We start from the raw sequence: 14,532 nt of genomic DNA, 5'->3' as shown, positions 1-14,532 counted from the left end.
ATTTGAAAGAAAACAATATTATATTATTTGATTTAGATGGAACATTAATTGATTCAACTACTGCTATTATAAGTTGCTTTAGACATACTTTTGATGAACTTGCATATGATTTTCAAGGAGAAGATGAAGATATTAAAAAATTAATAGGTTATCCCCTTGATATTATGTACAAAGATTTAGGGGTTGATGATTTAAAAGTTTGGGATTTTGTTGACGCATATAAACAAAAATATAAAACTGTTTCGATAGAACAAACAAAACTCTTAGAAGAAGTAATAGAGTGCCTTGATTTTGCATCAAAATTTGCTAGACTTTCAATTGTTACTACAAAAACTGCTTTATATACAACTCCTTTATTAAAACACTTAAATATTTTAGACTATTTTGAGCACATAACAGGTAGAGAAAATGTAGAAAATCCAAAACCACATCCTGAACCAATTTTAAAAACTCTAGATTTAATGAATTATGATGAAAAAAAGCATAATGTATGGATGATTGGAGATACAAAACTAGACTTAATTTGTGCACAAGAATCAAAAGTTAATTCTGTTGGTGTCTTATGTGGATATGGAGAAGAAGCAGAATTAAAAGAGTATACAAACTTTATTACTAAAAGTTCATTTGATGCTGTAAAACTAATAAGTAACATCTGTAAATAGTACTTTTAATTTAAACTTATTATTCTAAGAATTAATACTTTATTAAGTCAACTTTAATTATTATTTATAAAATTGATAGTATTTTAAGGATAGATAATGATAAAAAAATTTGCTACTATGGATGGGAATGAAGCTGCTGCACATGTTTCTTATGCTTTTACAGAAGTTGCTGGAGTATATCCTATCACACCTTCATCACAAATGGGTGATATAACCGAAAAATGGGCTACTCAAGGTAAAGAAAATCTTTTTGGATCTACTGTAAAAGTAATAGAGATGCAAAGTGAAGCTGGTGCTGCTGGAACATTTCACGGTTCATTGCAAGTAGGAGCACTAACTACTACATATACTGCTTCTCAAGGATTACTTTTAAAAATACCAAATATGTATAAAGTTGCTGGACAATTATTACCTGGAGTTATACATGTAAGTGCAAGAGCACTAGCTACTCATGCATTATCTATCTTTGGTGATCATCAAGATGTAATGAGTACAAGAGCAACAGGATTTGCAATGCTTGCAACTGGTTCTGTACAAGAAGTCATGGATTTAGGAGGTGTTGCTCACTTAAGTGCTATAAAAGGAAGAGTTCCGTTTTTACACTTCTTTGATGGATTTAGAACTTCTCATGAAATCAATAAAGTTGAAGTAATGCCATATGAAGTATTTGATAAACTTCTTGATTATGATGCTGTACAAAAATTTAGAGATAGTTCACTTAATCCTGAATCACCAATTACAAGAGGAACAGCTCAAAATGATGATATTTATTTTCAAGGAAGAGAAGCATCAAATAGATACTATAATGCACTTCCTGATATTGTAAATGAATATATGAGTGAAATTTCAAAGGTTACAGGTAGAAATTATGCTCCCTTTACATATTATGGAGATGAAAATGCAACTGATATTATTGTTGCAATGGGTTCTGTTACAGAATCTATAAAAGAAACAATTGATTATTTAAGAAAAACACAGAATAGAAAAGTTGGTCTTTTAAGTGTTCATTTATATAGACCATTCTCTGCAAAATATTTCATGAATGTTTTACCTTTAAGTGTTGAAAGAATATGTGTAATTGATAGAACTAAAGAACCTGGAAGTTTAGGCGAGCCATTATATCTTGACGTAAAGACATTATTTTATGGGCAAAAAAATCAACCAAAAATTATTGGAGGAAGATATGGTCTTTCTTCTAAAGATGTACCTCCAAATCAAATTATTGCACTTTTTGATAATTTAGCAAGTAATAAATCAAAGGATAATTTCACTGTTGGTATTATTGATGATGTAACAAATACTTCTATTGATGTAAAAGAGAATATTTCTGTTGTTGAAGATGTAACAGAATGCTTATTTTATGGGCTTGGAGCAGATGGAACAGTTGGTGCAAATAAAAACTCAGTAAAAATTATTGGTGATAAAACAGATCTTTATGCACAAGCATATTTTGCATACGATTCTAAAAAAAGTGGTGGTTATACAAGATCACACTTAAGATTTAGCAAAAACCCTATTAGATCAACTTATCTTGTATCAAATCCAAGCTTTGTAGCCTGTTCAAAAGAGGTTTATTTAGAACAATATGAAGTACTTGATAAATTAAAAGAGAATGGTACATTTTTATTAAACTCAATTCATTCAAAAGAAGAAATAGAGAGCAAACTACCAAGTAGAGTAAAAAAACTTCTTGCAGATAAAAATATAAACTTTTATATAATCAATGCTACAAGATTAGCTCATGATATTGGTTTAGGAAATAGAACAAATACTATTATGCAAGCAGCATTTTTTAAACTTGCTAATGTTATTCCATATGAAGAAGCAAAAGAGTATATGAAAGAGTATGCAAAAAAAGCATATGGAAACAAAGGTGAAGAAATAGTAAATATGAACTATCAAGCAATTGACCAAGGAGAACATGGAGTTGAAAAAGTAGAAGTAAAAAAAGAGTGGTCAAATCTTGAAGGTGGTTCTTTAACAATTAATTCAAAATACAATGGAAGCGAGTATGTTGAACAATTTGCAAAAGTAGTAAACGCAGCAAAAGGTGATGAGATACCTGTATCTACAATTGTTGATCTTGGTATGGAGTGTGGAACTTTTGAGAATGGTTCAACAAAATATGAAAAAAGAGGTATTGCTACAATGGTTCCAAAATGGAACAGCGATACATGTATTCAGTGTAACCAATGTGCTTTTGAATGTCCACATGCAGTAATTAGACCTTTCTTAATGGATAAAGAAGAGTTTGAAAATGCACCAGAGGGAATAAAAAATCAAGCATTAGATGCAAAAGGGAAAGAGTTTAAAGAAAAAGATTTAAAATATAAAATTCAAGTTTCTATTTTAGACTGTACAGGTTGTAATATCTGTGTTGATATCTGTCCTACAAAAGAAAAATCTCTTAAAATGGTTCCATATAATGAAGAAGATCAAAATCATGAGCAAGAGAATGCTGATTACTTATTCAATGATGTATCGTATAAAGACTATTTAGTAGAAGCTTCTAATGTCAAAAATTCACAATTTGCACAACCATTATTTGAATATCATTCAGCATGTCCTGGATGTGGAGAAACTCCATACATTACTTTAGCAACACAATTATTTGGAGATAGAATGATGATTGCAAATGCAACAGGTTGTTCATCAATTTATTCAGGTTCTGCTCCCTCAACACCATATACAAAAAATGAGAAAGGTGAAGGCCCAGCTTGGGCAAATTCACTTTTTGAAGATAATGCAGAGTTTGGATATGGTATGTATGCAGCAATGGAGACAATTAGAAATAGAGTTGCACAAATTATGACAAAAACTATGGATAAAGTAAATAATCCATTAAAAGTTTTATATAAAGAATGGCTTGAGAATAGAAATAATGGAACTAAAACACAAGAGATTAGAGATAAACTTGTTCCACAATTAGAAGTAAATCAAGATTTAGAAGGTGTAAAAGATCTTTTAAACTTAAAGAAATTTATAGTTAAAAAATCTCAATGGATGATAGGTGGAGATGGTTGGGCCTATGATATTGGATATGGTGGACTTGACCATGTTTTATCAACTGGTGCAAATGTAAATATCTTAGTAGTTGATACAGAGGTTTACTCAAATACTGGTGGTCAATCATCAAAATCTGCACGTGCTGGTTCAATTGCAGATTTTACAAATGATGGTAAATCTAATGCTAAAAAAGATTTAGGTTATATTTCTATGACATATGGCAATATTTATATAGCACAAATTAATTCAAGAGCAAATCAAAAACAAGCATTACAAGCTATGAAAGAAGCTGAAGAGTATGATGGTCCATCTTTACTTATTGCTTACTCTCCTTGTATTGCCCATGGAATTCAAGGTGGTTTAATGAAGTCAGTTGAACAAGGACAACTTGCAACTGATACAGGATATTGGCCAATTTATACATTTGACCCAAGAAAAATCAAACAAGGAGAAAATCCTATTAAGATTTTTGGTAAAAAACCAAAATGGGAAAAATATGAAGAGTTTTTATTAAGAGAGAATAGATATAGATCTTTAAAAAAACTAAATCCTGAACATGCAAACTTTTTACTTGAAAAGAATAAAAAAGATGCACAATATAGATACAGACAACTTCAAAGATGGTCAACTATGGACTATAGTGATGAACTTGAAAATATAAAAGAAGAAGAGAAAGAGGACTAAAACCTCTTTTTCTCATATTCTTTTAAAATATACTACTTCTTAATACTAATCACTCATTTACCTTTATTTAGTTAAAATTAATATTATAATTAAATTTGAAAGGTTTAAAATGCCATTATTAGATAGCTTTAGAGTTGATCATACAATTATGCCAGCACCAGCTGTTAGAGTTGCAAAGACAATGAAATCACCATCAGGAGATGTTATAACTGTATTTGACTTAAGATTCTGTGTTCCAAATGAAAAAATGCTAGGAGAAAAAGGGATTCATACATTAGAACATCTTTTTGCAGGTTTTATTAGAAGCCACTTGAACTCAGATAAAGTAGAAGTTATAGATGTTTCACCAATGGGATGTAGAACAGGTTTTTATATGAGTTTACTTGGTAATCCAAGTGAAGAAGAAGTCGCAACTGCATGGAAAGAATCTATGGAAGATGTATTAAAAGTAAAATCACAAAATGATATTCCTGAATTAAATAAATTTCAATGTGGTACATATACAATGCACTCACTAGATGAAGCAAAACAAATAGCTCAAGACATTTTAGATACAAAGATTGGAGTAATGTCAAACAAAGAATTATTCTTACCTGAAGATAAATTAAAAGAGTTAGAAATATAGTGTATTCAGTTGTAACTACAAAAGATGGTTCAAATACACTTTATTCAAATAAGTATAACCAGCATTATCATAATATAGATGATGGTGCTGTTTTTGAAACTTTATCAAAACATGTAATTCCTGCATTTACTTTCCATAAAAATAAAGCAAACTTAAATATTTTAGATATATGTTTTGGTCTTGGATATAATACATTAGGAACTATTTACTACATCAAAAAAAACAATATAAAAACAAAACTAAATATTTATTCTCCAGAACTAGATGAAAATTTAATTAATAGTTTAAAAAATTTTACTTATCCCAAAGAGTTTGATTCACTAATACCAATAATAAAGCAATTAAGTAAAAATTTTCATTATAAAGACGAAGGAATTGAAATAAAAATTCATTTAGGTGATGCAAAACAATATTTAAAAAATTTAGATATTAAGTTTGATATTATCTACCAAGATGCTTTTTCAAGCGAAGTTAATTATGAACTTTGGACTAAGGAGTATTTTCAATTACTCTACAACTTATCAAAAGAAAATACTATTATTACTACATATTCTATTGCAACGCCTGTTAGATTATCTATGTATGAAGCTGGATTTGAAATATATGAGTATATTCCTTTAAAAAGAAAACAAACTTTAGCATTTACTTCTAATCAAAATATTTTAGGAAAATATGTTGATATGGAATTAAAAAAAATCAATAACCCTAAGGCAAAAGCCCTTTATGATAGATAATCTAGTCAGCTAGATTATCTAAAATATATTTTTGTAAATCTTTTTTTTGTAATTCTAATTTATTTGATTGCTGAAAGATTTCATTTATTTTTTTATTATATTCTTTATAAGGGAAAAAAGGGAAGTGTATTTGCCAACCTTTTTTTATTTGACTTAGTGCTATTTGATCAACTAACCATACTCTAAAGAAGTTAAAAAAAATAAAAACAACAGCTGTTAAAACCATAGCAACTATTATTGATACATGAGGATCTAGATTTGCAAATAAATTATGTGTTATTGTAGTAAAAGGCACTGTAAACAAAATAACTAAAACTATATATACTAAGTATGCTCTAGATACCTTTAGCCTAAAACCTAATTTAACAGGATCTACATGCAACTTTTCTAAATATTGTGAATTCGCAATTAATAAATCTTTTAATAATATTGGTTGCTTGGATACAGTAAATACATAGTCTATAATCTTCTGCTTTAAAGATAATAGCATTTAAATTCCTTATTTTAATGTTTAGGTATTTTATCGAAATTTAGTTAATAATATATTAATAGTCAAAGTTAAAGTAAATATAAGGCAGAATAAAAAAACGAAGGCTAAAAAAAAAGCCCATAACTAAGATAACTGAAAAAAGTTAAAATAGATAAGGGCTTAAAAAAACTCAAGAGCTGGCAGAGGCCTACGTTTCCACACCTGAAAGGTGCAGTATTATCAGCGCAGAAGTGCTTGACTTCCAGGTTCGGTATGGATCTGGGTATTTCCACTTCGCTATATCCACCAGCAATATGAGTATACAATGAATTTTATTATTCACTCTATACTCATATTTTGAGTATATTAATGTTAAAGTCTCTTTGAACACAACTTTAGTAAACTTAATAAGATAGTAAACCAAGTATAATAATAAGCCGAACGATCTATTAGTACTAGTCAGCTAAACATATTTCTATGCTTACACATCTAGCCTATCAACCAGTTAGTCTTACTGGGATCTTCAGGGAAAGTTCATCTTGAAGTTGGCTTCGAGCTTAGATGCTTTCAGCTCTTATCTCATCCGTACGTAGCTACCCAACGATGCTCTTGGCAGAACAATTGGTACACCAGTGGTACGTTCATCCCGGTCCTCTCGTACTAGGGACAAATCTTCTCAACTTTCCTACGCCCACGGAAGATAGGGACCGAACTGTCTCACGACGTTCTGAACCCAGCTCGCGTACCGCTTTAAATGGCGAACAGCCATACCCTTGGGACCTGCTCCAGCCCCAGGATGCGATGAGCCGACATCGAGGTGCCAAACCTCCCCGTCGATGTGAGCTCTTGGGGGAGATCAGCCTGTTATCCCCGGCGTACCTTTTATCCTTTGAGCGATGGCCCTTCCACTCAGAACCACCGGATCACTATGACCGACTTTCGTCTCTGCTCGAGTTGTCTCTCTCACAGTCAAGCTAGTTTATGCCATTATACTCATCAGGCGATTTCCATCCGCCTTGAACTAACCTTTGTAAGCCTCCGTTACTTTTTAGGAGGCGACCGCCCCAGTCAAACTACCCACCAGACATTGTCCTGATACAAGTTTATTGTACGCAGTTAGTAACTCAAATATTCAAGGGTGGTATCTCAAGGGTGGCTCATACTCTACTTGCGTCTAGTAATCAAAGCCTCCCACCTATCCTGCACATGAATATCCAAGCTACAGTGTCAAGCTGTAGTAAAGGTGCACGGGGTCTTTCCGTCTTTCCGCGGGTAGGAGGAATTTTCACCTCCACTACAATTTCACTGGATCCCTGGTTGAGACAGCTCCCATCTCGTTACGCCATTCATGCAGGTCGGTATTTAACCGACAAGGAATTTCGCTACCTTAGGACCGTTATAGTTACGGCCGCCGTTTACTCGGGCTTCGATCAAATGCTTCGCTTACGCTTACATCATCAATTAACCTTCGAGCACCGGGCAGGCGTCACACCTTATACATCCACTTACGTGTTAGCAAAGTGCTGTGTTTTTGGTAAACAGTCGGGAGGGACTCTTTGTTGCAACCTCTTTAGCTTTTGAGAGTAAATCTCTATACCAAAGTAGGCACACCTTATACCGAAGATACGGTGCTAGTTTGCAGAGTTCCTTAACCAGGGTTCTTCCACGCGCCTTAGAATACTCATCCCACCTACCTGTGTCGGTTTGCGGTACGGGCAACAATTAATATACTTAGTGGCTTTTCTTGGCACGACAGTATCATCGATTCTAAACGCTCTCCGAAGAGATTGTTCAGCCTGTTAGATCTCGGTCTCGTGATACCCGGATTTACCTAAGTATCAACCTACGTCCTTCGACCCACTATTCCATCAGTGAGCTCGATTAACTCTATGCGTCCCCACATCGCGCTTAATTGTTGGTATTGGAATATTAACCAATTTTCCATCGTCTACCCCTTTCGGACTCGACTTAGGACCCGACTAACCCTACGATGACGAGCATCGCGTAGGAAACCTTGGGTTTTCGGCGTTAAGGATTCTCACCTTAATTATCGCTACTCATGCCTGCATGCTCACTTCTATCCGCTCCACTGCTCCTTACCGGTACAGCTTCGACGCTGAATAGAACGCTCTCCTACCACTCATAATAAATTATGAATCTAAAGCTTCGGTGTACATCTTAGCCCCGTTATATTTTCCGCGCAGAATCACTAGACCAGTGAGCTGTTACGCTTTCTTTAAAGGATGGCTGCTTCTAAGCCAACCTCCTGGTTGTCACAGTAACTCCACATCGTTTTCCACTTAGATGTAACTTTGGGACCTTAGCTGTTAGTCTGGGTTGTTCCCCTCTCGACATAGGATTTTATCACCCTACGCCTGACTCCCTAGCTTGCACATGTAGTATTCGAAGTTTGATAGGGTTTGGTACCGCGGTAAGCAGCCCTAGCCCATTCAGTGCTCTACCCCTACATGCTACTACTAGAGGCTATACCTAAATATATTTCGGAGAGAACCAGCTATCACGAAGTTTGATTGGCCTTTCACCCCTATCCACAGGTCATCCGGGGGCTTTTCAACGCCCATCGGTTCGGTCCTCCACTGGCTCTTACACCAGCTTCAACCTGCCCATGGATAGATCACTTCGTTTCGGGTCTGCAGCATCTGACTATTTCGCCTTTTAAGACTCGCTTTCGCTACGGCTTCGTACTTGACTTAACCTTGCCAGATACCACAACTCGCAGGCTCATTATGCAAAAGGCAGTCCATCACCCTGTGAATAAATTCACATAGGGCTCTGAATGATTGTAAGCTAATGGTTTCAGGTTCTATTTCACTCTCCTCGCTGGAGTACTTTTCACCTTTCCCTCACGGTACTTGTTCACTATCGATCTGTAAGTAGTATTTAGGGTTGGAGGGTGGTCCCCCCGGATTCAGACAAAATATCACGTGTTCCGTCCTACTCAGGATACCATTAGAGCTATTGATAATTTTGTATACAGGAGTTTCACCTTCTTTGCTATACCTTTCCAGATATCTCTACTATTATCTTTAGTCTCATATTATGGTCCTTCAACCCCCTATGCAAGCATAGGGTTTGCCCTGCTCCCATTTCGCTCGCCGCTACTTTGGGAATCTCTTTTGATTTCTCTTCCTATGGTTACTGAGATGTTTCACTTCACCACGTTAGCCCCCATTGCTGGGTAATATATATCTCTATATACTGGGTTGTCCCATTCGGATATTCACGAATCAATGCTTCTTGACAGCTCCTCGTGACTTTTCGCAGTCTAGTACGTCCTTCTTCGCCTCTTACAGTCTAGGCATCCACCATTAGCCCTTAATAGCTTATTTTTTTAATTAGATCTTACTCTAACCTTTTTTGATAATTATTCCTTGGCTACTATCTTATTAAATTTAATAAAATAGTTGTGTTCTTCTTCTTTTCTTGAAATTGCTTTCTTTTCTTAGAAAAATTTTTGACTTTAACATTATATTTTTAAATAACTCTTTAATCTTCTCATCTCTGAAAAAATTAAATATAAATTCAATCTTCATTGAACTTATATTTAACTTCTTCTTATTTGTTGGTGGAGAATAGCGGGATCGAACCGCTGACCTCCTGCGTGCAAGGCAGGCGCTCTCCCAGCTGAGCTAATTCCCCAACTTTTTAATCTCTTCTTTTAAGATTATTTAATCATGGTGGGCCTACCAGGACTTGAACCTGGGACCTCACGATTATCAGTCGAGCGCTCTAGCCAGCTGAGCTATAGGCCCTCTCACCTATCTTTTAAATAACCTTTATAAACTGAATATATATTGACTTTTTGATTAAGAGTTTTGACTCTCTTAATCTTTTCTCTGAAAGGAGGTGATCCAACCGCAGGTTCTCCTACGGTTACCTTGTTACGACTTCACCCCAGTCGCTAATTCCACTGTGGAGGGTAGCTATCTTAGCATCCCCGCTTCGAGTGAAATCAACTCCCATGGTGTGACGGGCGGTGAGTACAAGACCCGGGAACGTATTCACCGTAGCATTGCTGATCTACGATTACTAGCGATTCCAACTTCATGTAGTCGAGTTGCAGACTACAATCCGAACTGGGAGGTATTTTTTAGATTTGCTCCACATCACTGTATCGCTGCTCTTTGTATACCCCATTGTAGCACGTGTGTAGCCCTGGTCGTAAGGGCCATGATGACTTGACGTCGTCCTCACCTTCCTCCTACTTGCGTAGGCAGTCTCATTAGAGTTCTCACCCGAAGTGTTAGCAACTAATGACGAGGGTTGCGCTCGTTGCGGGACTTAACCCAACATCTCACGACACGAGCTGACGACAGCCGTGCAGCACCTGTATATAAGTTTCTGCAAGCAGACACCCATCTATCTCTAAATGGTTCTTACTATGTCAAGACCAGGTAAGGTTCTTCGCGTATCGTCGAATTAAACCACATGCTCCACCGCTTGTGCGGGTCCCCGTCTATTCCTTTGAGTTTTAATCTTGCGACCGTACTCCCCAGGCGGTACACTTAATGTGTTAACTGCATTACTGCTATGTCGAGCATAGCAACAACTAGTGTACATCGTTTAGGGCGTGGACTACCAGGGTATCTAATCCTGTTTGCTCCCCACGCTTTCGCGTCTCAGCGTCAGTTATGTTCCAGTAGATCGCCTTCGCAATCGGTATTCCTTCTGATCTCTACGGATTTTACCCCTACACCAGAAATTCCATCTACCTCTCCCATACTCTAGATAGACAGTTTCAAAAGCAGTTCAATAGTTAAGCTATTGGATTTCACTTCTGACTTATCTATCCGCCTACACGCTCTTTACGCCCAGTGATTCCGAGTAACGCTTGCACCCTCCGTATTACCGCGGCTGCTGGCACGGAGTTAGCCGGTGCTTATTCATATAATACCGTCATTATCTTCTTATATAAAAGGAGTTTACGCACCGAAATGTGTCATCCTCCACGCGGCGTTGCTGCATCAGGGTTTCCCCCATTGTGCAATATTCCCCACTGCTGCCTCCCGTAGGAGTCTGGACCGTGTCTCAGTTCCAGTGTGACTGATCATCCTCTCAAACCAGTTAAGCGTCATTGACTTGGTGAGCCATTACCTCACCAACTATCTGATACTGTACAGGCCGATCTTCAAGCTATAAATATTTCCCTTTCATACTTTTGTATTAAAGGCATATGGGGTCTTAGCAGACGTTTCCATCTGTTATCCCCCTCTTGAAGGCACGTTACCTATATATTACTCACCCGTGCGCCACTTAGCTGACAGATTAGCAAGCTAATCCCGTTCTCGTTCGACTTGCATGTGTTAAGCACGCCGCCAGCGTTCACTCTGAGCCAGGATCAAACTCTCCATAAAGTGTTTGTTCTCTGACTAATTATGTATTTCTATACAAAATTAATTACTCATTGTTTTATCATACTTTTTTGTATGATATTATAGACGAAGAATTTGTATTCTTCTTTTTTTTCTTGTCATATATATATTCAGTTTATAAAAGTTACTTCTCTTACAAACTTACTTTGTGTTAAAGAACTCAATCCCTTCTTCAGCTCTCAATCTCTTGTTTGCCTCAGCGAATTTGGACGGGAATTATAGACAAATTCTTTCCCTTTGTCAAGGGTTTAGTCTTAATTTTGGCTTAAATTTTTGAGGTTTTTATGATTTAATTTAATTAAATGCTTTTCTACTCTTATATTTATAGTTTAAGTGGTACTTTAACATTAAACTGTGCTCCTGTATAGCTTTTATTGTTATAATTAAAATATCTATTTTTAATTGTTATTTCTCCATACATATGCTTTGATACAATTTCTTGACTCATATAAAGACCTATTCCTGTTCCTTGTGATTTATGTTTTGTTGTAAAATACGGTTCAAAAATTCTATCAATAATTGATTCATCTATTCCACCAGCATTATCATTTATTCTAATTATCAAAAAATTATCTTTTTTATAAATATCTACAAAGATAAATCTTTCATCAGGATTGTTATTAGTTTCTAATGCATCTTTTGAGTTATTTAAAATATTAATTATTACTTGAATTAATTCACTATCTAATCCAAGTAAGTCTATGCTTTCAATATTTTCAATAAATTTTATATTTAAATTTTTATATTTAGAATCAATAATATCTAATGTTTTAGTGTATATTGTCTTAATATTGAACTTAACAATATTTTTATTTGGTTCATAAAAGTTTTTAAAGTCTTCTATTGTTTTAGATAAATATTGTGCAGTATCGTTTATAGTATCCATTGATTTTATTAAAAATTCATCTTTTAATATTTCTGCTTTTTTTTGCATAACAATACCACTTGATGTTGTAGAAATAATAGATAAAGGTTGTCTCCATTGATGGGCAATATTCTCAAGCATTTCACCCATTGCGGCCATCTTTACTTGTTGAGATAATAATCTATCTTTTTCTCTATTATTTTGAACTTCCTCTTCTACTCTTTTTTCCAATGATTCATTTAATTTTTTTAATTCTTTAGTTTTTTCATCTACTTTGTCTTTTAATACAATATTTACTTTATTTAATAATCTTTGTCTATATAGTAAAATAGATAATATTGTTACGAAAAATAGAAGTATTTTCCATATTAGTGAATAATCGAAATTATTTTTAAATTCTATGCTTATCCATTTATTAACAATCTTTTGTTTTGCAAAATCATCTATGGAATTAATAGACTTATTTAAAATATTTAGTAAAAAATTGTCATCTTTTCTTACTGCAAAATAAAGTGGTAGGTTTTCTTTTAATTTTCCTGAAATTTTAAGTTTTGTTAAAAAATTCTCTTGTATTTCATTTGAAATTGCAGTAATTGTATCCACTTGTGCAAATAATTCATTTTTTGATACTTTTTTCAAACCTTCATTTATGTTATTTACTTCAACAATATCTAAATACGGATAATGTTTTTTTAAAAAGTCAATAAAAGTAATATCTTTTACAACTCCAATTTTTTTATTTTTCAATGAAGCAATATTATCAATAAAAGAAACTTTATCTTTTGTTGCAAGAACTAGTGGAATATCAATATATCTTTTTGTGAAATTTAGTTTGTTTTTTATTTTTAGTGATTTTGAAGCTGTTGATATAATATCACATTCATTTGTAGATATAGACTTAATTGTTTCTTCCCAATTTTTTTTCGTTATTAAATTAAATTTCAAATTACTATTTTTGGTTACTAAATCTAAAAAATCTTTTAATATTCCAGTATATTCTTTATTTGAGTTATGCTTTAAAGAGATTAAACTAGGATTTATACAAACATTAATTGCAGTTGTATTATTTATGTAATTTTTTTCACCTTTAGTAAAAAGTGTATAATTATCATCATAAATAAAATCATCTATTAAAATTGGATTTTTTGCTAAACCCATTACATTATATAAATCAAAAATTCTTTGAACTTTTTCTTTTTTTATTTCACCCAAATCTGAGTTCATATAATATGCAAGTTTTTTTAACTCCTTGCCCTCATAAATTAATGCATCTAAAGGTATATTTTGTTCATTATATTTTTCATAAATCAAATTTGCTGCTTCATGTATATGTGAAAAAGCATATTCCCAACCTCTTAAAGAAGCATTTTTAAAATCAATAACTCTTTGTTCATTATTTTTTATTTCATCTACATTCGTAAATAAAAAATCACTATACATATCAAAACCATAATCTTTAGGATAAAAAACATTATAACTAATGCCCATTTTTTGTAAATCATATGGAGTTTTAGATATATAAGCCGAAATTACATCTGTTTTTTTATTTACTAAATCCATAATATCATGGGTATGTTTTAAAAATTCTAATCTTTTAAAATCAATATTTTGTGAGCTAATCATTGCTTTAAGTGACACTTCACTAGAATCATCAATTGTAGTCATGATTTTTCTATTATTAAAATCACGAATAGAGTTTATACCTGTATTATCTAAAGAGAGTAAAATTAATGGAGATGCTTGAAATATAGCATATAAAGCTATTATATTTTTATTATTACTTTTTTCTAAAAGTAAGGTTTCTCTTCCCACACCAAATGTCGCATTTTTTGTATCTACTTCATTTGGAACATTTATATTAAAATCAAAATTTCTTATGTCTACATCTAAGCCAACATCTTTATAAAATCCTTTCTCTTTTGCAATATAATATCCTGCAAATTGGAACTGATTAAACCATGATAGTTGTAAAGAAACTTTTTCTAAACTTTTAGCACATAAATTTATACTAAGTAAAAACATTATTAAATAAAAGATTTTTTGCAAAATGATACCTTAATTTAAATTGAATTAAGTATATCTAATTTTGAATGA

General features: G+C 33.4%; 6 protein-coding genes, 2 tRNA genes and 3 rRNA genes. 4 read left to right on the top strand and 7 right to left on the bottom strand.

What is annotated here, in order from left to right; translation table 11 throughout:
* Positions 1-2 precede the first annotated feature (2 nt).
* From AMRN_RS01050 to AMRN_RS01035, 4 genes are all read left to right on the top strand, one after another.
* Positions 3-662 carry an HAD family hydrolase gene (locus AMRN_RS01050; RefSeq protein WP_099311141.1) on the top strand — a complete coding sequence of 220 codons (660 nt, stop codon included), beginning with the start codon at positions 3-5 and terminating at the stop codon, positions 660-662.
* A gap of 96 nt (positions 663-758) precedes the next feature.
* Positions 759-4,352, top strand: coding sequence for a pyruvate:ferredoxin (flavodoxin) oxidoreductase (gene nifJ, locus AMRN_RS01045; protein WP_099311140.1), 3,594 nt, complete (start codon positions 759-761; stop codon positions 4,350-4,352).
* A gap of 109 nt (positions 4,353-4,461) precedes the next feature.
* The gene (luxS, locus tag AMRN_RS01040) at positions 4,462-4,977 is read left to right on the top strand and encodes an S-ribosylhomocysteine lyase (protein WP_099311139.1); all 516 of its coding nucleotides are present in this window, start codon (positions 4,462-4,464) and stop codon (positions 4,975-4,977) included.
* Positions 4,977-5,711: a tRNA (5-methylaminomethyl-2-thiouridine)(34)-methyltransferase MnmD gene (locus AMRN_RS01035; RefSeq protein WP_099311138.1), complete on the top strand. Its 735-nt coding sequence runs from the start codon at positions 4,977-4,979 to the stop codon at positions 5,709-5,711. Before luxS ends, AMRN_RS01035 begins: the two co-directional genes overlap by 1 nt.
* A gap of 1 nt (position 5,712) precedes the next feature.
* On the opposite strand, the gene AMRN_RS01030 is transcribed toward AMRN_RS01035, so the two are convergent.
* From AMRN_RS01030 to AMRN_RS01000, 7 genes are all read right to left on the bottom strand, one after another.
* Positions 5,713-6,201, bottom strand: a complete 489-nt coding sequence (locus AMRN_RS01030; protein WP_099311137.1) for a hypothetical protein — start codon at positions 6,199-6,201, stop codon at positions 5,713-5,715.
* Between the two features lie 174 nt (positions 6,202-6,375).
* Positions 6,376-6,491 (bottom strand): 5S ribosomal RNA (rrf, locus tag AMRN_RS01025).
* A gap of 117 nt (positions 6,492-6,608) precedes the next feature.
* Positions 6,609-9,530, bottom strand: a 23S ribosomal RNA gene (locus tag AMRN_RS01020).
* A 234-nt stretch (positions 9,531-9,764) separates the two neighbouring features.
* Positions 9,765-9,840 (bottom strand) — tRNA-Ala (locus AMRN_RS01015).
* A 36-nt stretch (positions 9,841-9,876) separates the two neighbouring features.
* A tRNA-Ile gene (locus AMRN_RS01010) sits at positions 9,877-9,953 on the bottom strand.
* A gap of 87 nt (positions 9,954-10,040) precedes the next feature.
* Positions 10,041-11,555, bottom strand: a 16S ribosomal RNA gene (locus AMRN_RS01005).
* Together the 16S, 23S and 5S rRNA genes with 2 tRNA genes alongside form the textbook arrangement of a ribosomal RNA operon.
* 340 nt (positions 11,556-11,895) lie before the next feature.
* Complete coding sequence (locus AMRN_RS01000; protein WP_228150797.1) at positions 11,896-14,484, bottom strand: ABC transporter substrate-binding protein; 2,589 nt, start codon at positions 14,482-14,484, stop codon at positions 11,896-11,898.
* Positions 14,485-14,532: the final 48 nt, after the last annotated feature.

It is taken from the genome of Malaciobacter marinus (assembly GCF_003544855.1).
Classification (GTDB): Bacteria; Campylobacterota; Campylobacteria; order Campylobacterales; family Arcobacteraceae; genus Malaciobacter; species Malaciobacter marinus.
This window is presented reverse-complemented; position numbering and strand designations above follow the sequence as displayed.